Origin of the sequence: Pseudaquabacterium rugosum, assembly GCF_038066575.1 — a bacterium.
GTDB lineage: Bacteria > Pseudomonadota > Gammaproteobacteria > Burkholderiales > Burkholderiaceae_C > Pseudaquabacterium > Pseudaquabacterium rugosum.
On sequence record NZ_JBBUTF010000008.1, the window covers coordinates 257,199 to 282,823 of the forward strand.

At 72.4% G+C, this 25,625-nt stretch carries 20 protein-coding genes; 16 read left to right on the forward strand and 4 right to left on the reverse strand.

Annotation, left to right across the window (positions count from 1 at the left end; genetic code table 11):
• Positions 1-1,635: a formate dehydrogenase beta subunit gene (locus tag AACH11_RS11210; RefSeq protein WP_341374311.1), complete on the reverse strand. Its 1,635-nt coding sequence runs from the start codon at positions 1,633-1,635 to the stop codon at positions 1-3.
• A 64-nt stretch (positions 1,636-1,699) separates the two neighbouring features.
• The gene (locus AACH11_RS11215) at positions 1,700-2,224 is read right to left on the reverse strand and encodes a formate dehydrogenase subunit gamma (protein WP_341374312.1); all 525 of its coding nucleotides are present in this window, start codon (positions 2,222-2,224) and stop codon (positions 1,700-1,702) included.
• A 194-nt stretch (positions 2,225-2,418) separates the two neighbouring features.
• Between AACH11_RS11215 and AACH11_RS11220 the strand changes: the two genes are divergently transcribed.
• Positions 2,419-3,597, forward strand: a complete 1,179-nt coding sequence (locus AACH11_RS11220; RefSeq protein ID WP_341374313.1) for a substrate-binding domain-containing protein — start codon at positions 2,419-2,421, stop codon at positions 3,595-3,597.
• A 58-nt stretch (positions 3,598-3,655) separates the two neighbouring features.
• Here the strand turns inward: AACH11_RS11220 and AACH11_RS11225 are convergent, their stop codons facing one another.
• On the reverse strand, positions 3,656-4,795 hold the full coding sequence (locus AACH11_RS11225) for a porin (RefSeq protein ID WP_341374314.1): 1,140 nt from the start codon (positions 4,793-4,795) through the stop codon (positions 3,656-3,658).
• Between the two features lie 855 nt (positions 4,796-5,650).
• On the opposite strand from AACH11_RS11225, the gene AACH11_RS11230 reads away from it, so the two are divergent.
• The 6 genes from AACH11_RS11230 to AACH11_RS11255 all read left to right on the forward strand — a co-directional run bounded on the left by AACH11_RS11230 (position 5,651) and on the right by AACH11_RS11255 (position 10,856).
• Positions 5,651-6,874 (forward strand): IscS subfamily cysteine desulfurase, encoded by a 1,224-nt coding sequence (locus AACH11_RS11230; protein WP_341374315.1) that lies wholly within the window; start codon positions 5,651-5,653, stop codon positions 6,872-6,874.
• 31 nt (positions 6,875-6,905) lie between these two features.
• Positions 6,906-7,352, forward strand: coding sequence for a Fe-S cluster assembly scaffold IscU (gene iscU, locus AACH11_RS11235; RefSeq protein ID WP_341374316.1), 447 nt, complete (start codon positions 6,906-6,908; stop codon positions 7,350-7,352).
• 99 nt (positions 7,353-7,451) lie between these two features.
• The gene (gene erpA / locus AACH11_RS11240; RefSeq protein ID WP_423228728.1) at positions 7,452-7,892 is read left to right on the forward strand and encodes an iron-sulfur cluster insertion protein ErpA; all 441 of its coding nucleotides are present in this window, start codon (positions 7,452-7,454) and stop codon (positions 7,890-7,892) included.
• A gap of 50 nt (positions 7,893-7,942) precedes the next feature.
• On the forward strand, positions 7,943-8,266 hold the full coding sequence (locus tag AACH11_RS11245) for a HesB/IscA family protein (RefSeq protein WP_341374317.1): 324 nt from the start codon (positions 7,943-7,945) through the stop codon (positions 8,264-8,266).
• A gap of 172 nt (positions 8,267-8,438) precedes the next feature.
• Positions 8,439-10,352 (forward strand): Fe-S protein assembly chaperone HscA, encoded by a 1,914-nt coding sequence (hscA, locus tag AACH11_RS11250; protein WP_341374318.1) that lies wholly within the window; start codon positions 8,439-8,441, stop codon positions 10,350-10,352.
• Positions 10,353-10,466: 114 nt separating this feature from the next.
• Positions 10,467-10,856 carry a 2Fe-2S iron-sulfur cluster-binding protein gene (locus tag AACH11_RS11255; protein WP_423228729.1) on the forward strand — a complete coding sequence of 130 codons (390 nt, stop codon included), beginning with the start codon at positions 10,467-10,469 and terminating at the stop codon, positions 10,854-10,856.
• Positions 10,857-10,902: 46 nt separating this feature from the next.
• Here the strand turns inward: AACH11_RS11255 and AACH11_RS11260 are convergent, their stop codons facing one another.
• Positions 10,903-12,441, reverse strand: a complete 1,539-nt coding sequence (locus AACH11_RS11260; RefSeq protein WP_341374319.1) for a hypothetical protein — start codon at positions 12,439-12,441, stop codon at positions 10,903-10,905.
• Between the two features lie 274 nt (positions 12,442-12,715).
• Between AACH11_RS11260 and nifV the strand changes: the two genes are divergently transcribed.
• The 9 genes from nifV (at position 12,716) to AACH11_RS11305 (ending at position 25,527) form a co-directional block, all read left to right on the forward strand.
• Entirely contained in the window at positions 12,716-13,873 is a 1,158-nt protein-coding gene (gene nifV / locus AACH11_RS11265) for a homocitrate synthase (protein ID WP_341374320.1), read from the forward strand.
• A 56-nt stretch (positions 13,874-13,929) separates the two neighbouring features.
• The gene (nifW, locus tag AACH11_RS11270) at positions 13,930-14,328 is read left to right on the forward strand and encodes a nitrogenase-stabilizing/protective protein NifW (RefSeq protein ID WP_341374321.1); all 399 of its coding nucleotides are present in this window, start codon (positions 13,930-13,932) and stop codon (positions 14,326-14,328) included.
• Between the two features lie 53 nt (positions 14,329-14,381).
• On the forward strand, positions 14,382-15,230 hold the full coding sequence (locus AACH11_RS11275) for an electron transfer flavoprotein subunit beta/FixA family protein (RefSeq protein WP_341374322.1): 849 nt from the start codon (positions 14,382-14,384) through the stop codon (positions 15,228-15,230).
• A 138-nt stretch (positions 15,231-15,368) separates the two neighbouring features.
• The gene (locus AACH11_RS11280) at positions 15,369-16,469 is read left to right on the forward strand and encodes an electron transfer flavoprotein subunit alpha/FixB family protein (RefSeq protein ID WP_423228732.1); all 1,101 of its coding nucleotides are present in this window, start codon (positions 15,369-15,371) and stop codon (positions 16,467-16,469) included.
• A gap of 24 nt (positions 16,470-16,493) precedes the next feature.
• Entirely contained in the window at positions 16,494-17,801 is a 1,308-nt protein-coding gene (locus AACH11_RS11285; protein WP_341374324.1) for an FAD-dependent monooxygenase, read from the forward strand.
• 42 nt (positions 17,802-17,843) lie between these two features.
• Positions 17,844-18,149, forward strand: coding sequence for a ferredoxin family protein (locus tag AACH11_RS11290; RefSeq protein ID WP_341374325.1), 306 nt, complete (start codon positions 17,844-17,846; stop codon positions 18,147-18,149).
• A 241-nt stretch (positions 18,150-18,390) separates the two neighbouring features.
• Positions 18,391-20,274, forward strand: coding sequence for a nif-specific transcriptional activator NifA (nifA, locus tag AACH11_RS11295; RefSeq protein ID WP_341374326.1), 1,884 nt, complete (start codon positions 18,391-18,393; stop codon positions 20,272-20,274).
• Between the two features lie 336 nt (positions 20,275-20,610).
• Positions 20,611-25,092, forward strand: a complete 4,482-nt coding sequence (locus AACH11_RS11300) for an LAGLIDADG family homing endonuclease (RefSeq protein ID WP_341374327.1) — start codon at positions 20,611-20,613, stop codon at positions 25,090-25,092.
• 15 nt (positions 25,093-25,107) lie between these two features.
• Complete coding sequence (locus AACH11_RS11305) at positions 25,108-25,527, forward strand: hypothetical protein (protein WP_341374328.1); 420 nt, start codon at positions 25,108-25,110, stop codon at positions 25,525-25,527.
• Positions 25,528-25,625 lie beyond the last annotated feature (98 nt).

Consider the following 25,625-nt stretch of genomic DNA (forward strand, 5'->3'; position numbering starts at 1 on the left):
TCAGGCGCGGGCCGGGGTGGTGGCCGTGGGGGCCGCGGTGGCCGGGGCCGCATCGGTCAGGCCGAAGTCCTGCGGCCAGTGGTTGAGGGCGGACAGCACGGGGTAGGGCGTCATGCCGCCCATCGCGCACAGGCTGCCGCTGATCATGGTGTCGCACAGGTCGCGCAGCAGCTCGACCTGCTGCGTCTTCTTCTCGCCCTGGGCGCGGGTGATGCGGTCGATGACCTCGACGCCGCGCGTCGAGCCGATGCGGCAGGGCGTGCACTTGCCGCAGCTCTCCAGTGCGCAGAATTCCATGGCGTAGCGGGCCAGGGCCTGCAGGTCGGCGGTGTCGTCGTGCACGACCACGCCGCCGTGGCCGACGACCGCGCCGATGGCGGCATAGGCCTCGTAGTCCAGCGGCACGTCCCACTGCGCTTCGGGCACGTAGGCGCCCAGCGGGCCGCCGACCTGGATCGCCTTGACCGGCCGGCCGCTGCGCGTGCCGCCGCCGAAGCCGAACACCAGCTCGCGCAGCGTCAGGCCGAAGGCCTTCTCGACCAGGCCGCCGTGACGGATGTTGCCGGCCAGCTGGAAGGGCAGGGTGCCGTGCGAGCGGCCGACGCCGTAGTCGCGGTAGAACGGCGCGCCGCGCGCCAGGATCACCGGCACGCTGGCGAAGGTGATCACGTTGTTGATGACGGTGGGCTGGCCGAACAGGCCCTGCAGCGCCGGCAGCGGCGGCTTGGCGCGCACGATGCCGCGCTTGCCCTCGATGCTCTCCAGCATCGCCGTCTCCTCGCCGCAGACGTAGGCGCCGGCGGCCATGCGCACCTCCAGGTGGACGGCGCGGCCCGAGCCCAGCACGTCGTCGCCGAGGAAGCCGGCGGCGGTGGCGCGCGCGATGGCCTCGGTCATCGTCGCCACCGCGTGCGGGTATTCGCTGCGGATGTAGATGTAGCCCCGGGTGGCGCCGACGGTCAGCGCGGCGATCGTCATGCCCTCGATCAGCATGTACGGGTCGCCCTCCATCGTCATGCGGTCGCTGTAGGTGCCGCTGTCGCCCTCGTCGGCATTGCAGACCACGTACTTCTGCACGGCCTGCGCCAGCGCCACCGTCTTCCACTTGATGCCGGCCGGGAAGGCGGCGCCGCCGCGGCCGCGCAGGCCGCTGTGGGTGACCTCGTGCAGCAGCGCGTCGCGGTCGAGCGCCAGGTCCTGGATCGCGCGCTTCAGGCCGGCCCAGCCCTCGTGGGCGGCGTAGTCGTCCAGGCTCAGCGGATCGGTCACGCCCATGCGGCGGAAGGTCAGCCGCTCCTGCAGGGCCAGGAAGGGGATCTGCTCGGTCACGCCGTGGCGCAGCGGGTGGGCGATGACGTCGCCCTGGGCGTCCAGCCCGCCGGTCAGCAGGCCGGCGTCGAGCAGGCCGGGGATGTCCTCGGGCGCGACCGGGCCGTAGGCGATGCGGCCCTGCGGCGTGCTGACCTCGACCAGCGGCTCCAGCCAGAACAGGCCGCGCGAGCCGTTGCGCACGAGGTTCAGCGCGTGGCCGCGGGCGGCGCAGGCCTGCTGCAGCGCGGTGGCGACGGCGTCCGCGCCGGCGGCGAGGGCGGCCGAGTCGCGGGGGATGTGGACGGTGACGGGGGCGGTGGACATCGGGGGCTCCGGGCGGCGGCGGTCGGTCGGCAGGCGGGGGCGGGGCGGTCGGGCCTGCGCGGGCTCAGGCGCGGGCCGACAGCGCGGTGGCCGCCGGTGCGCCGTCGGCCGGGTTCAGCCCGTGCGCATCGGCCAGCGCCTGCAGCCGCTGCGGCGTGCAGCGCGCGATCGGCTGGCCGTCGAAGGTGGCGGCCGGGCTCTGCGCGCACAGGCCCAGGCAGTAGACCGGCTCGACGGTGACGGCGCCGTCGGCGCGCGTGGCGTGGTCGTCGCAGCCCAGGATGCGCTGCGCGGCTTCGGCCAGCGCCTCGCTGCCGCAGGCGCGGCAGGCCTCGGCGCGGCAGATCTGCAGCACGTGGCGGCCCGGCGGCGTGCGGCGGAAGTGGTGGTAGTAGCTGATCACGCCGTGCACCTCGGCGCGCGACAGGTTCAGCGCCGGGGCGATCAGCGGGACCACCTCGTCGGGCACGTGGCCGAGGGCGTCCTGCACCGCGTGCAGCAGTGGCAGCAGCGCACCGGGGCGGTCCTTGTGCGCGTCGATCAGCGGTTGCAGTCGGGCCTGCAGCTGCGGGAGGGCAAGGGCGGTCATCGCGGCGACGTCGGGCGGAGGGCTGGAGGGCGCGCGCAGGCCGGGCGGCGGCTGCGGCAGGGATCGGCATCCTCGCGCGGCCGCGGCCGTGCTGCAATATGAGCCGGTGTGCCCCTGCCATATGCGGCGCGCCGCCTAAGCAACAACCCTGGGGGCACGGCACGCCGCGCCGCCCCCTGCCGAACCGCCTTCCGATGAGCGCTGCCGACGGCCATCTGCCGGACCCTGCCGACCTGCCCGATGACCTGCCGGACCCGCGGCCCGGTGAGGCGTCCGACGGGCCGCCGGCCGCCCCGCGTCCGGCCGCGCCGACGATCTCGATCAGCCCGCGCTGGAACGTCCAGGGCGCCGACGGCGCGGCCCTGCCGGCGCGCCTGATCGAGCTGCTGGTGCAGGTGCACGGGCTGGGCAGCCTGCTGTCGGCCTGCCAGGCGCTGGGCCTGTCCTACCGCCATGGCTGGGACCTGGTGCGCCAGGGCGAGGCGGTGCTGGGCGCCACGCTGCTGCACATGGAGCGCGGCAAGGGCTCGACGCTGTCGGCCCTCGGCGAGAAGCTGGTGTGGGCCGACCGCCGCATCCAGGCGCGGCTCAGCCCGGTGCTGGAGACGCTGGCCTCCGAGCTGGGGGCCGAGCTGGCGCGGGTGGCGGCCGATCCGCCGCCGGCGCTGCGCATCCAGGCCAGCCACGGCTTCGCCATCGAGCGCCTGGTCGAGGCGCTGACGCGCGAGGGCCTGGCCATCGAGCGCCGCTACGACAGCAGCACCGCCGCCGTGGCCGCGCTGCGCGACGGCGTGTGCGACGTGGCCGGCCTGCACATCCCGCTCGGGCCGCTGCAGGCCCCGGCGCTGCAGCACTACCGGCGCTGGCTGGCCCCGGTCGACGGCCTGCGCCTGATCGACGTGGCCACGCGGCGCCAGGGCCTGATCGTGGCGCCGGGCAATCCGCGCAAGGTCTACGAGCTGGCCGATCTGCTGCGCCCGGGCCTGCGCTTCATCAACCGCCAGCCGGGCTCGGGCACGCGCTTCCTGCTCGAAGGGCTGCTGCGCGAGGCCGGGCTGGAGCCGACCCACATCGCCCACTTCGAGCAGGCCGAGTACACCCATGCGGCGGTGGCCGCCTTCGTCGCCAGCGGCATGGCCGACGTCGGTTTCGGCCTGGAGACGCCGGCGCGCCAGTTCGGCCTGGACTTCGTGCCGCTGGCGCGCGAGCGCTACTTCCTGGTCTGCAGCGAGGCCGCACTGGGCCGCCCGGCCCTGCAGCGCGTGCTGGCGGTGCTGGGCAGCGCGGCCTATGCCGCCAGCGTCGACGCGCTGCCGGGCTACGCGGCCGCGCACAGCGGCCGCGTGCAGGCCTTCGACGCGGCCTGGGGCTGAGCCTGATGCGCTGACGGGCGGCCGGCGACCGGCCGCCGCGGCTCAGGGGCTCAGGGGCTCAGAAGAACACGATGCCGCCGAGGGCGATGCCGTTCTGGCGTGCCTTGGCGCCGGCGCCGTTCTTGGACTCGGTGCGGCTCAGTTCGCCGACCAGGGTCACCGAGGTGGTCAGGTTGTAGTACGCGCCCACCGTGGTGTTGGCGTTGGACTTGAAGGCGGCCGCGGCGGCGTCCTTCATCGTCGTCTCGCCCAGCGACAGGCCGAGCTTGAGCTTGGGCGCCACGGCGACCTTGCCCTGCAGCAGCCAGTTGGTCTGCTTGGCGTCACCGCTGTCGCCGTCGGCCAGCATGCCCAGGCCCTTGCCGGTCTGCAGATTGCCCAGCAGCTCGACGCCGCCCAGCGTGGCCTTGGCACCGACCTCGACGCCGTTCATCGTGAAGTCGTCGGCCGCGGTCGCGCCCTCGAACTTCTGCGTCTTGGCGCCGACCCAGGCCTTGGCGCCGCCGCCCACGTCGACCGTGGCCAGGGCCTGCAGCTGCGGGCTGCGGCCGGCGTCAGCGCTGCCGTCGACCGGGCTCATCACGCCCACCGACAGCGCCACCGGGCCCATGGCCGGGGCCGACCAGGTGAACTGGCCGTAGTGGCCCAGATAGCTGTAGCCGGCGCCGATGTGGCCCAGCGAGACGCGGCCCTGCTGGGTGGCGCGGGTCGGCGCGCCGACGCCCAGCAGCGTCATGTCCGACAGGATGGCGGTCGAGCCGAACAGGCCGTAGTCACGGCCCAGCTTGAAGGTGCCCATGCCGGCGTTGCCCAGCGTCATGAAGCCCTGGCGCACGTCGACGCCGCTGTTGGCGCCGATGGCGCTGTCGGTCGAGACGGCCGAGCCGATCATCAGCGTCACGCCGATGTCCACGCCGTCCTGCGTGGTCTTGCCGGTGGCCACCAGCGCGTTGGGCAGCAGGCCGTTGCCGATCGTGGTGTGGCCGCTCTTGCCGCCGCAGCCCAGGGTCTTGCCGGCCAGGCCGATGTCGACCGCGCCGCTGCACGAGGCGCTGGTGTAGTAGGCGTTGACGAAGCCGCCCAGCGTCAGGTCCCAGTCCCCGGCCTTGAAGCCGGCGGCCTGGCTGGCCGGGGCCAGCGCGAGCAGGGCGGCGGCAAGGGCGGCCGGGCGCAGGGTACGGATCGAAGTGCGGGTCATCTGGAGTCTCCTCGGGGGCGGCGCTCGCGGCGCCAGTCGTCATGGGAAGGTCGCCGTGCGGGCGACCGGCGCGGCGTGGGTTCCGCCGCGACCGGGGCCAGCCAGCGCAACGCCTGTGCCAGGCCCGGCCAGGCCCGGCCGGGTCCGCGGCGGCCGGCCGGGCCGTGTTCCCGGTCCTTCACGGACTGTGTCCGCCGGTGACGTTCCGGGCCGTTGGAGCGTGGCGCGCTGGATCGCTGGCGTCCCGTCCGGGTCGTTCTGGCGCAGCGCGACGCGCCACGGCGTGACCGCGCGGCCGTGGCCTGTGCGAGCCCGGCGCAGGCTGCGGGAAAACGCTGCGCCGGCCGTTCGGGCCGCCCGCGTGCCGGGCCGGGGCGCTGTCCCCGGGGCGACCCTGTGCCGGCTTGGGGCGTGGCCGCCGGCAGGGCGCGTGTTGACCCGATCCGATGCGCTCAGATCCGGCCCGGGGCGCTGCGCCCGGTCGCCTGCCGGCCCCGGTCCCGCGGGTTGATCCCGAGGGCCGGATGCCCGGTGGGACAGGTGAGACGGCCTTCAGGCCCCCGCCCGGCGCGTTCCCGCCTGCGGCGCGCGGCCGTGTTCCCGGTGCCGACCCCCGCATCGGCGCGCCGGACCGCCGGCCGTGCCCGCCGCTGGTCGATCACGGGACGCTCCGCGCCGGCGTCGCAATGCCGACAAATCCGACAGCCGTCGGCCGGCCCGCGGCGGCCTCGATCTGCCACCGCATTCCGCAGGCAAGTGACTGAATCCGCGAGGGTTTTGCGCTGGATCAGCGGCCCCGCCGGGCTTGGCATGGTCCCTGCGATGAGGGCTGCGAGCCAGCCAGGAGCCCCCACCATGAACACCAGCGTCCCGAGCAAGCCGATCTACCTCGACTACGCGGCCACCACGCCCTGCGACCCGCGGGTGGTGCAGGTGATGGTGCCCTATCTGTACGAGAACTTCGGCAACCCCGCCTCGCGCAGCCACGCCTGGGGCTGGGCCGCCGAGGAAGCGGTCGAGATCGCCCGTGAACACGTGGCCGCGCTGATCGGCGCCGACCCGCGCGAGATCGTCTGGACCTCGGGCGCCACCGAGTCCGACAACCTGGCGATCAAGGGCGCGGCCCAGTTCCACCGCGCCAAGGGCCGGCACCTGATCACGGTGAAGACCGAGCACAAGGCGGTGCTGGACACGATGCGCGAGCTGGAGCGCACCGGCTTCGAGGTCACCTACCTCGACGTCCAAGGCGATGGTCTGCTCGATCTGGCGGCGCTCAAGGCCGCGATCCGACCCGACACCCTCCTGGTCTCGGTGATGTACGTGAACAACGAGATCGGCGTGATCCAGGACATCCCGGCCATCGGCGCGCTGTGCCGCGCCCAGGGCGTCCTGCTGCACGTCGACGCGGCCCAGGCCACCGGCAAGGTCGCCATCGATCTGTCCAGCCTGCCGGTCGACCTGATGAGCCTGTCGGCGCACAAGACCTACGGCCCCAAGGGCATCGGCGCCCTCTACGTGCGGCGCAAGCCGCGCGTGCGCATCGAGGCGCAGATGCACGGCGGCGGCCACGAGCGCGGCCTGCGCTCGGGCACGCTGGCCACGCACCAGATCGCCGGCATGGGTGAGGCCTATCGCCTGGCCAAGGAGCACATGGCGACCGAGAACGCGCGCATCCGCAGCCTGCGCGACCGCCTGCTGTCCGGCCTGCAGGACATCCCCGAGGTGCGCGTCAACGGCCATCTGGCGCGGCGCGTCGCGCAGAACCTGAACATCAGCTTCCAGTTCGTCGAGGGCGAATCGCTGCTGATGGGCATGAAGGCGATCGCGGTGTCCAGTGGCTCGGCCTGCACCTCGGCCAGCCTGGAGCCCAGCTATGTGCTGCGCGCGCTCGGCCTGAGCGACGAGGTCGCGCACAGCTCGATCCGCTTCTCGATCGGCCGCTTCACCACGCCGGCCGACATCGACGCGGCCATCGCGCACACCCGGGCCACGGTCGAACGCCTGCGGTCCTTGAGCCCGCTGTGGGACATGCACGTGGCCGGCATCGACCTGAACCGTGTCCAGTGGGCCGAACACTGAGCGGCCCAACCCTTTTTCTCAGGAGTCCGTCATGGCATACAGCGAACAGGTCATCGACCACTACGAGAACCCGCGCAACGTCGGCGGCTTCGAGGCCACCGACGACGAGGTCGGCACCGGCATGGTCGGTGCGCCGGCCTGCGGCGACGTGATGAAGCTGCAGATCAAGGTCAACCCCGCGACCGGCGTCATCGAGGACGCCCGCTTCAAGACCTACGGATGCGGCTCGGCCATCGCGTCGAGCTCGCTGGTCACCGAGTGGGTCAAGGGCAAGACGCTGGACCAGGCGCTCGAGATCAAGAACACGGCCATCGCCGAGGAACTGGCGCTGCCGCCGGTCAAGATCCACTGCTCGATCCTGGCCGAGGACGCGATCAAGGCCGCGGTCAGCGACTACCGAACGCGGCATCTGGGCGGCAGCGGCACGCTGGAGAAGGCCGCTTGCGCGCCGGCCGACGCCCACAGCCACGCGGCCTGACCGTCGACGGCCGACGGCCGACGACCACCTGCGCGACTGCGCGACCGCGGGCACCGTCGGCCCGCATCCACCTGACGTCCGTTCACCGGAGACTCTCCCATGTCCGCCTGCCAATCCCATGCCGCCAGTGGCTCGTCCTGCTCGTCCAGCGCCACCCTGGCACCGCCGCTGATGCCGGTGTCGCCGGTTCTGTCGGTGCTGCCCGAGGGCACCGACCCCCTCGTCGTCTCCGAGGCGGTGATCGCCAAGGTCGGCGAGATGCTGGCCGAGGAGAACGACCCCAACCTGCAGCTGCGCATCTTCGTCACCGGTGGTGGCTGCTCGGGCTTCCAGTACGGCTTCGCCTTCGACGACGAGAAGAAGGAGGACGACGTGCGCGTGCAGAAGGGCCCGGTCACCGTCGTCGTCGACGCGATGAGCCTGCAGTACCTGATGGGCGCCGAGATCGACTACGAGGACAAGCTCGAAGGCGCGCGCTTCGTGATCCGCAATCCGAACGCCAGCAGCACCTGCGGCTGCGGTAGCTCGTTCTCGGTCTGAAGCGGCTTCGCCCTTCGGTTCCCCACCGTCCACATCAGGGAGCGTTCCACATGACCATCAGCGTCACCCCGAAGGCCGCCGTGCAGATCCGCAAGGCGCTGGAGAAGCGCGGCGGCGGGATCGGCCTGCGCGTTGCCGTCAAGACCAGCGGCTGCTCGGGCTATGCCTATGCGCTGGAGTTCGCCGACGAGGCCAGCGAGGCCGATCTGTGCTTCGCCAGCGAGGGCGTCACGGTGCTGGTCGACCCGACCAGCCTGCCGATCATCGACGGCACCCAGCTCGACTGGGTGCGCGAGGGCCTGAACGAGGGCTTCAAGTTCAACAACCCGAACGCGACGGCCAACTGTGGCTGTGGTGAGTCCTTCGCGGTCTGAATCTCCCCCCCCCCGAAGCGGGCAAGCCCGCTCCCCCCCAGGGGGGCGCCGCTGGCGGCCCGGCGGAGCCGGTTCCGCGGCGGCTGCTGGGTTTCGGCTCTGGCAGTCGTTGGCTGTCGGCATGCGGTTTGCGGGGCCGTGGTCCGTCTGAGTCACTTGTGAGGTAGCCGACATGGCTTTGCTGCAGATCGCCGAACCCGGCCGCGCGGCCGCTCCCCATCAGCACCGCCTGGCGGTGGGCATCGACCTGGGCACGACGAACTCGCTGGTGGCCAGCGTGCGCAGTGGCATCCCCACCGTGCTGCCCGATGCGCAGGACCGGCGGCTGCTGCCGTCGGTCGTGCATTACGGCGAGGATGGGGTGATGACGGTCGGCCACGAGGCCCGCGCCCACGCGCTGGCCGATCCGGCCAACACCGTCGCCTCGGCCAAGCGCCTGATCGGCCGCGCGATGACCGACATCCGTCCGGGCACCGTGCCCTACGCGCTGGAGGCCATGGGCGAGGCGGCGGTGGGCGTGCGCACCCGCGCCGGCCTGAAGAGCCCGGTCGACATCGGGGCCGAGGTGCTGCGCGTGCTGCGCGAGCGCGGCGAGGCCACGCTGGGCGGCGATCTGGTCGGCGCGGTGATCACCGTGCCCGCCTACTTCGACGACGCGCAGCGCCAGGCCACCAAGGACGCGGCCACCCGCGCCGGCCTGAACGTGCTGCGCCTGCTGCCCGAGCCCACCGCGGCGGCCGTGGCCTACGGCCTGGACAGCGGCAGCCAGGGCGTCTACGTCGTCTACGACCTGGGCGGCGGCACCTTCGACGTCAGCATCCTGCGCCTGACCCGCGGCGTCTTCGAGGTGATCGCCACCGCCGGTGACGCGATGCTCGGCGGCGACGACTTCGACCAGGCGCTGGCCGACGGGTTCAGCCAGGCCACCGGCGGCTGGAGCCGCGCCGAGATGGGCGCGCTGCAGGCCGCCGCCCGCAGCGCCAAGGAGGCGCTGACCGAGGCCGAGACGGTCGACATGGCCTGCACCCGGGCCGGCGGCGAACGCGTCGCGCTGCGCCTGAGCCGTGCGCAGTTCGACGCGCTGACCCGCCCGTTGCTGGAGCGCACGCTGGGCCCGGTCCGGCGTGCGCTGCGCGACGCCCGGCTCAAGGCCGACGAGGTCGACGGCGTGGTGCTGGTCGGTGGCTCGACGCGCATGCCCTGCGTGCGGCAGGCGGTGGCCACGCTGTTCGGCCGCGAGCCCTGCACCGGCATCGACCCGGACGAGGCGGTGGCGCTCGGCGCGGCGATCCAGGCCGACCAGCTGGCCGGCAACCGTGGCGTGGGCGACGGACAGGGCCTGCTGCTGCTCGACGTCAACCCGCTGTCGCTCGGCCTGGAGACCATGGGCGGCCTGGTCGAGAAGATCATCCCGCGCAACAGCACGGTGCCCACCGCCCGCGCCCAGGACTTCACCACCTTCAAGGACGGCCAGACGGCGATGATGCTGCACGTGGTGCAGGGCGAGCGCGAGCTGGTCAGCGAGTGCCGCAGCCTGGCGCGCTTCACGCTGCGCGGCATCCCGGGCATGGTGGCCGGCGCGGCGCGCATCCGCGTCACCTTCCAGATCGATGCCGACGGCCTGCTGGCGGTCAGCGCGGTGGAGCAGACCACCGGCGTGCGCGCCCACATCGAGGTCAAGCCCAGCTACGGTCTGGCCACCGACGAGGTCGCCGGCATGCTGAAGTCGGCCATCGGCAGCGCCGAGTCCGATGCCGTCGCGCGCCTGCTGCGCGAGGCCGAGATCGATGCCCGGCGCCTGTTCGATGCCACCCAGGCCGCGCTGCAGGAAGATGGCGACGCGCTGCTGTCCTCGCCCGAGCAGTTCCAGATCCTGCGCGGCATGCAGGACGTGGCCGACGCGCTGGAGCAGTGCGCCGAGAGTGGCGAGGGCGGCGACCTGGCCGGCTGCAAGGCGCTGCGTGAGGAGCTGCGCCGCGTCACCGACGAGCTCAACCGCATCACCACGCCCTTCGCCGGCCGGCGCATGGACGTCCGCGTGCGGCAGGCGCTGTCGGGCCGCAACGTCACCCAGATGGCGGCCTGACCGTCCAACTCGGCGGTCTGCGCCGGCCCTCATCGGCCGGCCGCCACCCGCCCGCCATCACGGGCCGGCCACCCCCGGTCCGCGTCCCGCCGTCCCACGCCCACGCCCCTCGCCATGACCGACAAGCTCGCCGAACCGCAGTCCCCGGCCGCCGCCAAGCCCGTGGCGCTGACGCATGTCACCGTGCAGCCGCATCCCGATCTGTGTCCGGACGGCGCGTCCTTCGACGCGCCCTCGGGCCGCAAGCTGATCGACGCGCTGCTCGACCACGGCATCGCGCTCGAACATGCCTGCGAGAAGGTCTGTGCCTGCGCGACCTGCCATGTCTACCTCGTCGACGGTGCCCAGGCCGTCAAGCCGGCCGACGACGAGGAGGAGGACCAGCTCGACAAGGCCTGGGGCCTGCAGGCGAACTCGCGCCTGTCGTGCTGCGTGCGCCTGAAAGGCCCGGCCCTGACCGTGGCGCTGCCGCGCTACACGAAGAACCACGCGCGCGAGCACTGAGCGGCACCGCGCCTGACCCGGGGCATCGGGCGGCCCGGCCGCACGCTCACCACTTGCAGCCGTCGCCGCGCAGCGCGTCGGCGGCCAGCGGCGCGGCCGCGGCCAGGCCGCCCTCGGCATAGGCCTTGCGGCAGTCGGCGCGCCGGTTCATCTCCAGCTCGCGGGCGAGCTTGGTGAGCTCCGGCGGTCGCGGCAGCACGGCCAGCGCGCCGCCGCTGGATGGCTTGCGCGAGAGCTCGCCACCCCAGCCCCGCTTGAGCTCCAGATCCAGCCGTGCCGCGCTGGCCGGCAGCGCCGGCGCGCCCGCCACCGCATGGCCGGCGCGTGGCGCGGCGTCGGCGGCCGTCAGGGCCGCGGCGGGTGACGCCGGGGCGGCCGCCGGAGGGCCGGCGGGCGCGGCGAGGGCTGCGGCCGGTGGGGTGGCCGGGGGGGGCACGGCTGCCGCAGCCGGTGCGGCCGCGGTCGTGGCCCGTACCGGCGGCGCCATGCTGGGGGCGCTGGTCCGTGCAGCGCTGGCCGGGGCGGGCGGTGGGGTGGCGGCGATGGCCGGGGCGGGCGACGGGACGGGCGTAGGGGCGGGTGTGGGGGCGGGAGCCGGGACCGTCGCGGGTGCGGGGGCCGTTTCCCGTGTCACCGCGGGCGTCGGGGCCGGCGTTGTCGCCGCGGCGGGCGCGGGCTCCGGCTTGGGCGCGGGCGTCGGTTGGGGCGCCGGAGCGGCTTCCGGTCCTCGGGCCGGCAGCGCTGCCGGGACCGGCGCGGGGGCGGCGGCGGCAACAGGTGCGGGCGTGGGCGCTGGTGCTGGCGATGGCGCCGGTGCCGGAGCCGGAGCAGGGGGGGGCACGGCTGGTGGCGCAGGCGGCCGGGCGGGCACCTGCGCGATCGCCGCTGGCGCCGGGTTGGCCGGAGCCGGTGCTGGTGCCGGAACAGGTGCCGGTGCCGTCGCCTCCCGTGGCGTGGCCTGCGCGGGCGCAGCCATCGCCACGGTGGCCGAGACCGCTGGTGCCGAGGGCGTCGGCGGGGTCGCCTCCACCGGCCGGGGCGGGGCCGGCTGCGCGCTTGGCGCGGTCTCGCGCAGCGGCCGGATCGCCGACGAGGTCGGCCCTTGCACCGCCCCGCCGGACTGCGGCAGCGGCAGGCCGCGCTGGGCGGGCGGGCCGGCCCAGCGCGCGATCGGGGTCTGGTCGGGCCGGGCGTCGCGGTGCTCGGGGGCGTCGATCGTCGCGTCGGCGCCGCGGTCGAAGGGCAGGCCTTGCAGCCGCACGCTCAGCCGCCCGGCGCTGCCCTGGCCCGGCTGCGCGACGCCGCCCGGGGCGGTGCCCAGCCAGGCCACGGCCAGCAGGTGCAGCAGCACGGCCAGCGTCAGGCACTGGGCCGGCGTGCCGTCGACCGGGCCCAGCGTCTCGCCGCGGCGCCAGTACAGCGCGCCCGGCGGCAGCCCGCCCGGCCGGTCCAGCGGGCGCCGCGGCGCCGGCACGGCGGCGGCCCCGACGGTATCCGCCGCGGGCCCGGCGGCGTCGGTCGCCGGCGCCGTGCGGGCCGCGCGGCGGCGCTGCAGCAGGCGATGGAGCGGCGAGTCGGTGGGCACGGTCGGCGTCAGGGGCAGGGCGGTGTGCGGCGGGCGGTCCGGCGATCGGGTCGGGTGCTCGGCCCCGGGGCCCGGACCGCAGGGTCGGTCGCGTCGATTGTGCGGCAGCCGTCGGCCGCGCCGGCGTCCGGCTGTCGGCAAACCAACAAAGTCCACAGCCGGCGGGAGGGTGGTGTGCTGGATCGCAAGTGGCTGTCGTTGAAAGACTTTTTCTCTTGTCCGGCGGTGGCACATCGCTTGCGTCAGAGGCCTCGAACGTCCTCGGGAGTCACCCGTGTCCAGCCCTCTCCAGCCCCGCCTCACGATCAACGACACCACGCTGCGCGATGGCGAGCAGACCGCCGGCGTGGCCTTCACCGATGACGAGAAGCGCGCCATCGCCCGGGCGCTGGACGCCGCCGGCGTGCCGGAGATGGAGATCGGCATTCCGGCGATGGGCGAGCACGAGGTCGAGCTGATCCAGTCCATCACCGGCAGCGTGCAGCGCGCGCGCACCATGGTCTGGGCCCGCATGGCCGGGCTCGACATCCGCCAGGCGCTGCGCTGCCAGGCCGACATCGTCCACGTCTCGGTGCCGGTGTCCGACGTGCAGATCACGCGCAAGCTCGGCAAGGACCGCGACTGGGTGCTGCAGACCCTCCGCCGCTGCGTCAACGAGGTGGCCGACCACGGCCGCGTGGTCAGCGTCGGCTTCGAGGACGCCTCGCGCGCCGATGCCGGCTTCCTCGCCCAGGCCGCGCAACGGGCCCAGGACTGCGGCGCCATCCGCGTGCGCTATGCCGACACCCTCGGCCTGCTCGATCCCTTCCAGACCCACCAGCGCATCGCCGCGCTGCGGCGCGAGGTCGATCTGGGCATCGAGATCCATGCCCACAACGATCTCGGCCTGGCCACCGCCAACACCCTGGCCGCGGTGGTGGCCGGCGCCACCCATGCCAGCACCACCGTCAACGGCCTGGGCGAACGCGCCGGCAACGCCGCGATGGAGGAGGTGGTGATGGCGCTGCGCCACCTCCACGGCCTCGAATGCGGCATCGACACCACGGCGTTGCCGGCCATCAGCGCGCTGGTGGCCGGGGCCTCGGGCCGGCCGCTGGCCGCAGGCAAGGCCATCGTCGGCGAAGCGGTGTTCAGCCACGAGAGCGGCATCCACGTCGACGGCCTGCTCAAGGACCGCCGCAACTACGAGAACTTCGCCCCCGAGGAGCTCGGCCGCGAGCACCGCCTGGTGCTGGGCAAGCACTCCGGCTCGGCAGCGGTGATCGACCGTTATGCCCGGCTCGGCCTGCACATCGCGCCGCAGCAGGTGCCGGCCCTGCTGGAGCGCATCCGCGGCCACGTGATGCACACCAAGTGCGAGCCGACGGCCGAGGACCTGATGCGCTTCCATCTCGACACCTGCACGCACGGGGCCACCCTGGCCCGTGCCTGAGCCTGCGCCACCCACCCCGCCACCGTCCGCCCGGACCGACCCCAGCGAGACCCGCCATGGATGAGAGCCTGACCCAGCGCCTGAGGCGCCTGTCGAGCGCCGAAGACTTCCTGGTCTTCTTCGGCGTGCCCTTCGACGAGAAGACCGTGCACGTCAACCGGCTGCACATCCTCAAGCGCTTCTACCAGTACCTGCACAAGACCGAGGGCCTGGCCGGGCTGGACGACGTCGAGCTGTTCCGCCGCTACCGCGAGCTGCTGATCCAGGCCCACAGCGACTTCGTGCGCAGCACGCCGGCGCAGGAGAAGGTGTTCAAGGTCTTCCAGGACGCCGAGGGCACGCAGAGCGTGTCGCTGACCTCGCTGCGCGACAGCCTGGCCGAGCGCCGCCAGCAGCGCGGTGGCGATGCCCCGCAGATGGTCGCCCAGGCGCCGCGGCCGCCCCAGGCCGGCTGAGACTGCCGCACCGCTTCCCGTCCCCGCTGAGCACCACAACAGAGAGAGCCACCATGCACATCGTCGTCTGCATCAAGCAGGTGCCGGATTCGGCGCAGATCCGCGTCCACCCGGTGACCAACACCATCATGCGCCAGGGTGTGCCGGCCATCGTGAACCCCTACGACCTGTTCGCGCTGGAGGAGGCGCTGCGCTTGAAGGACCGCTTCGGTGGCCGCGTCACGATGCTGTGCATGGGCCCGCCGCAGGCCGAGGACGCGCTGCGCAAGTGCATCAGCTTCGGCGCCACCGACGCCATCCTGGTCACCGACCGCTCCTTCGCCGGTGCCGACACGCTGGCCACCAGCTACGCGCTGGCTGCGGCCATCCGCAAGATCGGCGAGGAGCAGAAGGTGGATCTGGTGTTCACCGGCAAACAGACGATCGACGGTGACACGGCCCAGGTCGGCCCCGGCATCGCCAAGCGCCTGGGCCTGAACCTGCTGACCTACGTCAGCAAGATCGACGAGGTCGATCTGGACGGCGGCCGCATCACCGTCGAGCGCCGGGCCGAGGGTGGCGTGCAGCGTCTGCAGACCCGGCTGCCCAGCCTGATCACGATGCTGGAGGGCAGCAACGAGATGCGCTTCGCCACCCTGGAGGACATGCTGCGCGCCGCGCGCGTGCCGGTGCGCCGGTGGAACAAGGATGACGCCGGCATCGAGGACGTCAGCAGGATCGGCCTCAAGGGCAGTCCGACCATCGTCAGCAAGGTGTTCGCACCCAAGCCGCGAAAGGAGCGGGCGGACCTGCAGGCGGTCGGCGACGGCGCCAGCCTGAACGACGTCTGCCTGAACCTGCTGCAGAAGATCTTCACCACCCACCCCACGCTGGAGCAGGAGACGGTCGACCGTCTGTCCTGAGTACCCCCCGAAGCGCCTGCGGCGCCTCCCCCCAGGGGGCGCCGCCAGCGGCCCGGCAAAGCCGGTTCCGCGGCGGCCGCTGGGTCAGTGCACCACTTTCTGGAGCAAGAGAACATGGCTGAACCCGACAAGCCCTCGATGTCCGCCGCGGCCGCCGCTGGCGCCGCCAGGACCGCCGGCCGCTCCGGCCGCAGCACCGAACTGCCCGAGCACCTGAAGGCCTACAAGGGCGTCTGGGTGTTCATCGAGCATGACCGCGGCCAGGTCCACAGCGTCAGCTGGGAGCTGATGGGCCAGGCCCGCATCCTGGCCGACAAGCTCGGCGTCGACGTCAGCGGTGTGCTGATGGGCGGCCCGGCCGACGACATGGAGGCCTACGCCAAGGAGGCCTGCACCTATGGCGCCGACCACTGCTACATCATGCGCGACGCGGTGCTGCAGGGCTACCGCAACGAGCCCTTCACCAAGGGGCTGACCGATCTGGTCAACACCCACCAGCCCGAGATCCTGCTGCTGGGCGCGACCCCGATGGGCCGCGATCTCGCCGGCTCGGTGGCCACCACGCTGGGCACCGGCCTGACGGCCGACTGCACCGAGCTCAACATCGACGGCCGCGCGCTGGCCGCCACCCGCCCGACCTTCGGTGGCTCGCTGCTGTGCACGATCATGACGCTGGCCTACCGGCCGCAGATGGCGACCATGCGCCCGCGCACCGCGCCGATGCCGCGGCGCGACGAGACCCGCAGCGGCGACATCATCCCGATGGCGCTGGGCATGGTCGAGGCCGACATCGTCACCAAGCTGCTGGGCTTCCTGCCCGACGCCACGCGCAACACGGTCAACCTGGCCTATGCCGACATCGTGGTGACCGCCGGCAAGGGCCTGAAGAACGCCGACAACATGAAGCTGGTGTGGGACCTGGCCCGCGTGCTGGGCGCCGAGGTCGGCGCCACCCGCGCCGTCACCCAGGCCGGCTGGCTGGACGCCGAGCGCCAGGTCGGCCAGACCGGCAAGACGGTGCGGCCCAAGCTCTACATCGCCGCCGGTGTCTCGGGCGCGATCCAGCACCGTGTCGGCATGGAGGGCAGCGACATCATCGTGGCCATCAACACCGACGCATCGGCGCCGATCTTCGACTTCGCCCACCACGGCATCGTCGGCAACGCGCTGCAGGTGCTGCCGGCACTCACCGCGGCCTTCCGCAGCCACCTCGACAAGCGCATCCGGAAAGTGGCTTGACCCGTCCCCGATCAGGAGCCAGACATGAGCAAGGAAAAATTCGACGCCATCGTCGTCGGTGCCGGCCCCTCGGGCAACTCGGCCGCCTACACGCTGGCCAAGGCCGGGCTGAAGGTGCTGCAGATCGAGCGCGGCGAGTATCCGGGCAGCAAGAACGTGCAGGGCGCGATCCTGTACGCCGACGCGCTCGAGAAGATCATTCCCGACTTCCGCGATGACGCACCGCTGGAGCGGCACATCATCGAGCAGCGCATGTGGGTGCTCGACGACCACAGCTTCATCGGCACCCACTACCGCAGCGACGACGACGACAAGCCGCCGTACAACCGCTACACCATCATCCGCGCCCAGTTCGACCGGTGGTTCAGCGCCAAGGTGCGTGAGGCCGGTGCGCTGCTGATCTGCGAGACCACGGTGGAAGCGCTGCTGATGGACGGCACGCGCTGCATCGGCGTGCGCTGCGACCGCATGGGCGGCGAGGTCTACGCCGACGTGGTGATCCTGGCCGACGGCGTCAACTCGACGCTGGCGCGCAAGGCCGGCTTCCATGGCGAGATCCAGGCGAAGAACGTCGCGCTGGCGGTCAAGGAGATCCTCTTCATGCCCGAGGAGACGATCCAGGCCCGCTTCAACGTCGGCGAGGAGTCCGGCGTGGTCATCGAGATGATGGGCTCGGTCACCGAGGGCATGGTCGGCACCGGCTTCCTCTACACCAACAAGGAGTCGCTGACGATCGGCGTGGGCTGCATGCTCAGCGACTTCAAGGCCAACCCGAACCGCACCAGCCCCTACACGCTGCTGGAGAAGCTCAAGCGGCACCCGAGCATCGCGCCGCTGATCGCCGGTGGCGAGATGAAGGAGTACTGCGCGCACCTGATTCCGGAAGGCGGCTTCCATGCCGTGCCCCAGGTCTACGGCGACGGCTGGATGATCGTCGGTGACTCCGGCGGCTTCGTCAACGCGGCCCACCGCGAGGGCTCGAACCTGGCGATGACCACCGGCCGCCTGGCCGCCGAGACGGTGATCGCCGCCAAGGCCGCTGGCAAGGCGATGGACGCGAAGACGCTGGCCGCCTACAAGGCCGCACTCGACGACTCCTTCGTGATGAAGGACCTGAAGAAGTACCGCGACATGCCCGAGGTGCTGCATTCGAGCCGGCAGTTCTTCACCCAGTACCCGGCGCTGCTGAACCGGGCCGCCAAGACGATGTTCACCGTCGATGGCATCGACAAGAAGACCAAGGAGCGGGAGATCTTCGGCAGCTTCAAGGCCGCCCGCCGCTGGGGCGGTCTGGTCGGTGACGCGTTCAAGCTGCTGCGGGCCTTCCGCTGACCCCGTCGGACATCCTCCCAACCCGATACCTGAGGTGTTTCCATGACCGCTGCCGCGCTCGCCGTCAACGTCGAGGAAAAGCTGTTCCAGAACCGCTACAAGGTCGATCACGGCCGTCCCCACATCAAGATCAAGGACGCCGCCGTCTGCGCCAACGACTGCCAGGGCCAGTCCTGCACCTTCGTCTGCCCGGCCAGCTGCTACAAGGCCGAGGGCAACCGCACGGTGACGCTGATCACCGACGGCTGCCTGGAATGCGGCAGCTGCCGCGTGATCTGCACCGAGCATGCCAACGTCGCCTGGGAATACCCGCGCGGCGGCCACGGCATCCTGTTCAAGTTCGGTTGAAGGCGGCTTGTGGCATGGCGCACCGGTCGAGCGCCGGCCGGGGAGTGCCGCGCAGGATGTGCGTCAGGCGTCCCCGCGCCCGGGGGCTCACGTTCGCCGGCCTGCTTTTTGCCTCCGCCGTGAACGAGGCCCGGAAAGGTCCGTCGTCCGTCCCCTCGTCGCACCGCGGCCGTGCGGCATGGTGCAGGAGGCGGCGCCCGCGGGGTGTCGCCGGTTCCGGGCTGCCTCAAGGAGGTGCACCATGCTCGACCGATCGCCGATGAATGAACGCTCGCACCTGGAGCTGATCACCATCTACGAGCTGTGCCGCATCCTCGGCGGCTCACTCGACATCGGGCGCACCTTCCGCGCGGCGCTCAACGTGCTGAGCACCCACATCGACCTGCCGCGCATCATGATCGTGCAGGCCGATGCCGAGGACGGCCTGCTGCGCGTGCAGGCCAGCACCGGGCTGAGCCGCGAACAGGAGGCGCGCGGCGTCTGGCACGCAGGCGAGGGCGTGATCGGCCACGTCTTCCATTCGGCGATGCCGGTGGTGGTGCCCGATGTCGGCCAGGCGCCCGAGTTCATCGACCGCACCGGCGCCTTCGGCCCCGGCGGCCAGGGCGACGAGCCCGATGACGGCGTGATGCGCGCCTTCGTCGTCGTGCCGATGAAGACCGAGCAGGGCGTGGTCGGCGTGCTGGCCGCCCAGCGCCTGGTGCAGGGCGCCGCGCGCCTGGCCGATGACCAGCGCCTGCTGACGATGGCCGCCACGCTGATGGCCCAGGCCGCCACGCTGCACGACGCCGTGCGCGACGAGCACCAGCGCCTGCAGCAGGAGACCACCCGGCTGCGGAAGGCGCTGCGCCACGAGCCGCCGCGCGGGCGCTACAGCCTGGACAACGTGATCGGCGTCTCGCGCCCGATGCAGCAGGTCTTCGAGGAGGTGCACCAGGCCGCGCCCAGCCGCGCCACCGTGCTGCTGCGCGGCGAATCGGGCACCGGCAAGGAGGCGATCGCGCGGGCCATCCACTTCCTGAGCCCGCGCAAGGACGGCCCCTTCATCAAGGTCAACTGCGCGGCGCTGACCGAGAGCCTGCTGGAGAGCGAGCTGTTCGGCCACGAGAAGGGTGCCTTCACCGGCGCGGTCGGCGAGCGCAAGGGCCGCTTCGAGCTGGCCCACGGCGGCACGCTGTTCCTCGACGAGATCGGCGATGTCTCGCCCGGCTTCCAGGCCAAGCTGCTGCGCGTGCTGCAGGAGCGCGAGTTCGAGCGCGTGGGCGGCAGCCGGCCGGTCAAGGTCGACGTGCGCCTGATCTGCGCCACCAACCGCGATCTGGAGAAGATGGTGCAGCGCGGCGAGTACCGCGCCGACCTCTACTACCGCATCAACGTCGTCAGCATCTTCCTGCCACCGCTGCGCGAGCGCCGGGCCGACATCCCGGCCCTGGTCGGCCATTTCATCGACCGCTTCAACAAGGAGAACCGGCGCGCGCTCAAGGTCACGCCCGAGGCGATGAAGGTGCTGACCCGCTGCTACTGGCCGGGCAATGTGCGCGAGCTGGAGAACTGCATCGAGCGCACCGCCACCATGGTGCAGGGCGAGCACATCCGCGACCTGAGCTTCCCCTGCAAGCACAACCGCTGCCTGACGCAGACGCTGCACTTCCTCGACAAGGCCGATGCGGTGGCCGCGGTGATGCCCGCGCCCGAGCCGGCCGGCCTGCCGATGCCGCGTGCGCCGCAGCGCCCGCCGGCCGCTGTCGGTGACACGGCGTCCGGCCGCGGCGCCGACGACCTGGGCGGTGCCGCCCGCAGCGGCTGGACCGGCGCGCCCGCCCACGGCGGTGCCTCCTGGCCGGGCGGGGCCGCCAGCGACGCCGATGACGACCTGTCGATCGGCGATGACGACGACGGTCCGGACGCGGATGGCGTGACCCGCATCGGCCCGACCGAGCGCCTGCCGCCGGTGCCGCGCCAGTTCAGCGCCGCACGTCCGCCCGACAGCGAGCGCGACCGCCTGATCTGGGCGATGGAGCAGTGCGGCTGGGTGCAGGCCAAGGCCGCCCGCCTGCTCAAGATCACGCCGCGCCAGCTCGGCTACGCGTTGCAGAAGCACCACATCGAGGTCCGCAAGTTCTGATCCGACGGCGGACGTCCCGGCGCTCGTCCGCCGCCGGGCCTCACGGACCCCCCGTCCTCCGGGGTGGTCGGTCGTGACAGGACGTGTCAAGCAAGTCCGTGCGTGACGGCGGGCCTCCGCCGGGGGCTGGCCGGCAGGTTGTATAAATCCCTAGAACCGGGCGGTCCATCGATGCCCGGTCCCGGCCTCGTTCCGGCTTGAGCTGGATCCGGACGCGAGGCCGTCCGCGGGTGCACGATGCCCGCCCTGCCGTCCCCATCCCGACACCCCTGCGGCGGGCCGCCCTTGGCGGTCCGTGCGCGTGAGCGTTGCCCGCGTCCCGCGACAATCCCCGTCATGACGACTTCCACCGCCCCTGCCTCCGTGATCGCCCCCCGTCCCGCCGCCGATGCCTCGCGCCCCGAGGTCGACCCGTCGCAGATGGACCTGCTCGGCGGCGCGGCGGACGGACCGGGGGCCACGCCGGCCGGGGCCGTGACGACTGCGACTGCGACGGCGGCGGCGGCGACGGCCGTCGCGCCGGGCGTCCGGTCCGCCGTGCCCACGCCCACGCCCACGCCCGCAGGCCAGGCCGCGGCGCCGGCCGCCCGCAGCCGCGCCACCCTGCCCGCGCAGGAGATCAGCACCGAGGTGCTGATCGAGAAGTACGCCAAGGGCGACGAGACCACGCTCGACGAGGTGCGCCAGCGGGTGGCCCGCGCGCTGGCCGCCGTCGAGGCACCGGAGGCCCGCGAGGCCTGGACCCAGCGCTTCCTCGACGCCCAGCGCCGCGGCTTCGTGCCGGCCGGCCGCATCAACTCGGCCGCCGGCACCGACCTGTCGGCCACGCTGATCAACTGCTTCGTGCAGCCGGTCGGCGACTCGATCGCGCAGCCCGAGGAAGGCTTCGCCGGCATCTACACCGCGCTGACCGAGGCCGCCGAGACCATGCGCCGCGGCGGCGGCGTCGGCTACGACTTCTCGCGCATCCGGCCCTCGGGTGCCTGGGTCGCGCCCACGCGCAGCAGCGCCTCCGGCCCGGTCAGCTACATGCGCGTGTTCGACCGCAGCTGCGAGACGGTCGAATCCGCCGGCAGCCGCCGCGGCGCCCAGATGGGCGTGCTGCGCTGCGACCATCCGGACGTCGAGGCCTTCATCCACGCCAAGGATTCCGGCGACCTGCGCAACTTCAACATCTCGGTCGGCGTCACCGATGCCTTCATGCAGGCGGTGATCGCCGACGGCGAGATCGAGCTGGCCCACAAGGCCGCGCCCGGCCCGGCCTACATCGCCCGCGCCGCAGAGCAAGGCCGCGCCGCGCCCTACCAGCGCGCCGACGGCCAGTGGGTCTACCGCCGCCTGGCCGCCCGCGTGCTGTGGGACCAGATCATGCGCAGCACCTACGACCATGCCGAGCCGGGCGTGCTCTTCCTCGACCGCATCAACACCGACAACAACCTCGCGTACTGCGAGACCATCGCGGCGACCAATCCCTGTGTCACGGCGCAGACCTGGGTGGCCACGTCCGCCGGTCCGCGCCAGGTGGCCGACCTGATCGGCCAGCCCTTCACGGCCCTGGTCGACGGCAAGCCCTACCCGTCGGGCCCCGAAGGCTTCTTCCACACCGGCCACAAGCCGGTGCTGAAGCTGCGCACCGTCGAAGGCCACGAGCTGCGGCTGACGGCCGACCACCCGGTGCGCCGCGTCACCCGCAAGACCCGCTACCTCGTCGACAGCGCCTGGGTGCATGCCGGCGATCTGCAGCCCGGTGACGAGCTGGTGCTGCATGACCATCGTGCCGTGCACGGCTGGGAGGGCGCGCACACCGAGGCCGAGGGCTACCTGATCGGCCTGCTGATCGGTGACGGCTGCCTGAAGGAGGACAAGGCCGTGCTGTCCGCCTGGGCGCCCGAGCTGCGGGCCGTCGGTGGCGCGCCGTTCGCCGTCAGCCACAGTGCCACCGGCCTGATGCGGGCCGCGCAGGCCGCGGCCGACACGCTGTCGCACCGCGCCGACTTCCGCGGCTGGCAGCGGGCGGTGGACGGTCGCGGCGAGTTCCGCATGGCCAGCGGTGCCCTGCGCCGCCTCGCGGGCACGCTGGGCATGGCGCCCGGCCACAAGACGATCACGCCGGCCATCGAGTCGGCTTCTTCCGACTTCGGCCGTGGCGTGCTGCGGGGGCTGTTCGATGCGGACGGCTCGGTGCAAGGCGATCATGACAAGGGCGTCAGCGTGCGCCTGACGCAGGCGGACCTGCCGCTGCTGCAGGCCGCGCAGCGCATGCTGCTGCGCCTGGGCATCGCCGCCGTCATCTACCGTGACCGCCGGCCGGCCGGCCTGGCCTGGTTGCCCGATGGCCGCGGCGGACGGCGCGAGTACCCGCAGCAGGCCGTGCACGAGCTGGTCATCAGCGGCGACAACCTGGCCGTCTTCGCCGACCGCGTCGGCTTCGAGGACGAGGCCAAGTCCGAGCGGCTGGAGACCCTGTTGGGCGGCTACCGCCGCCAGCTCAACCGTGAGCGTTTCACCGCGACGGTCGATGCGCTGCAGCCTGACGGCGAAGAGGACGTCTACGACGTCAACGTGGCCGAGATCCACGCCTTCGACGCCAACGGTCTGTATGTCCACAACTGCGCCGAGCAGCCGCTGCCCAGCTACGGCTGCTGCTGCCTGGGCAGCGTGGACCTGACGCACTTCGTGCAGCGCCCGTTCGAGGCCGATGCGGCCTTCGACGAGGCCGGCTTCGCCGAGGTCTGTGCGGTGGCCACCCGCATGCTGGACAACGTGCTCGACGTCACCGTCTGGCCGCTGCCCCAGCAGCGTCAGGAAGCGGCCAACAAGCGCCGGGTCGGCCTCGGCTTCACCGGGCTGGGCGATGCGCTGATCATGCTCGGCCTGCGCTACGACACCGAGCAGGCGCGGGCGATGGCCGCCCACATCTCGGCCGTGATGCGCGACGCCGCCTACGCGGCCAGCGCCGATCTGGCGGTCGAGCGCGGCGCCTTCCCGCTGTTCAACGCCGACCTCTACCTGGCCGGCCACGGCGATCCGGCCCAGGCCAAGCGCAAGGGCGGCAAGACCGCCAAGGGCGCCGCCGCGGCGGGTGATGCCGACGCCCGCGCCACCGGCAGCTTCGCCTCGCGCCTGCCGCAGCCGATCAAGGACAAGATCCGCGCCCAGGGCCTGCGCAACTCGCACCTGCTGTCGATCGCGCCGACCGGCACCATCAGCCTGGCCTTCGCCGACAACGCCAGCAACGGCATCGAGCCGCCGTTCAGCTGGAGCTACCAGCGCCGCAAGCGCCAGGCCGACAACAGCTTCAAGACCTATGCGGTCGAGGACCACGCCTGGCGCCTGTACCGCCACCTCAAGGGCGAGGACGCGCCGCTGACGCCGGCCTTCGTCACCGCGCTCGAGATGAGCGCCTCGGCCCATGCCTCGATGGTGGCGGCGGTGGCGCCGTGCATCGACACCTCGATCAGCAAGACCGTCAACGTCCCCGAGGACTACCCCTACGAGGACTTCCAGAACCTGTACCTGCAGGCCTGGCAGCAGGGCCTCAAGGGCCTGGCCACCTACCGGCCCAACAGCGTGCTGGGCTCGGTGCTGAGCACGACGCCGGCGCCCGCTCCCGCCCCGGCGGCCGCGCCTGTCGCGCCGGCATCGACCGTCGCCGCGCCGGCCGCTGCCACCGTGCTGGAGGTCGACGCCGCCGCCAACCCGCGCCTGCGCCTGGAACGCCTGCCCAACGCCGTGCTGGCCAGCCTGCGCTGGCCGGGCCGCCCCGAGCTGCCCGGCGGCAACCCGGCCTGGAGCTACCTGATCCAGCATCCGCACGGCGACTTCTCGCTGTTCGTCGGCGAGATGCCGGCCGAGGCCGGCGGCCCCGACGGCGGCCTGTTCGGCCGCAACCTGCCGTTCGAGGTGTGGGTCAACGGCGCCGAGCAGCCGCGCGGCCTCGGCGCACTGGCCAAGACGCTGTCGACCGACATGCGTGCCAACGACGCCGCCTGGCTGCGCCTGAAGCTCGACGCGCTGGCCACCGTGGCCGAGGAGCGCGCCTTCGAGATGCCCTTCCCGCCGGCCGGCGAGCGCCGCCTGTTCCCGGGCGTGGTGGCCGCCACCGCGGCCGTCATCCGCTGGCGCTGCGAGCAGCTGGGCGCCATCGGCGAGGTCGCCGACGGCGGCCCGACGCCGGTGCTCGACGCGATGTTCAGCGTCGAGGAGCCGCGCACCGGCTGTGACGGCACCATGGCCTGGAGCGTCGACGTCGACAACCCGGGCACCGGCGAGTCCTTCACCGTCACGCTCAAGGAAGTGGCGCTGGCCACGCCGGACGGCCGGCTGATCAACCGCCCGTGCGCGATCGGCTTCTCCGGCAACTACCCGCGCGCGCTCGACGGCCTGGCCCGCCTGCTGTCGCTGGACATGCGGGTCATCGACCCCGCCTGGATCGGCATGAAGCTGCGCAAGCTGCTGACCGTCGGCGAGCCGCTGGGCCACTTCATGGCCCCGGTGCCCGGCGAGCGCCGCCAGCAGATCTGGCCGAGCACCGTCGCCTACATCGCCCGCCTGGTGATCCACCGCTACGCGATGCTGGGCCTGCTGGACGTGCAGGGCCAGCCGGTGCAGGCCATGGGCATCCTGGCCGCCGCCCCTCAGCCGGCGGCGCTGGCCGCGGCCGCCGCGGTGGCCGAGGGCGCGTCGCCGGCCGGCGGCGTCGGCGCCCCGGCCCCGATGGCCGGCAAGGCCTGCGTCGAGTGCGGCAACCACACGCTGATCCACAAGGACGGCTGCGAGTTCTGCACCTCGTGCGGGTACGTGGGGCAGTGCGGGTGAATCGGTACGTTCAGCATGGATAAAGGTGTCCGCCCTGCTGGTAATCGATTTCGACCGGCGCGGGCGCCTGCCGCGAAGTTTTTCGCTAAGTCCCGTGCGTCGCCGAGCAAGATCAGCCAAGAAGTATTGATTGAGGCGTGGATCGAACAGAAGACGGAATGGACGAAGTCCATTTTCTCTCTCAGTTCGGCGGGGCTCGGGTTGATCGCCACCTTTGCGGCGTCAGAAGAATTCGCGGAAAAGTTGTGGCTGATAAAAGTCTTGGCCGTGATCGCTGGCGTGAGCTTTGCTGTTTCTGCGGCGGCGTGCCTTGTTGCTTTCCAGAAATCAGCTGAATCAATTTCGATAAATATTGAAAAACACGCTGAAAAGAGAAATCGAGATGCGGATCTCGATAGGCGCGACAAGGAAGTTGAGGGGCGCACTCTAAACTGAAGCGCAACACCCGAACTGAATCAAAGACCTGAGGCGATGGGCCAAGCATATTCAAGCCTGAGCATCGAGGAGCGCACGCAGATCAGCCTGCTGCGCAG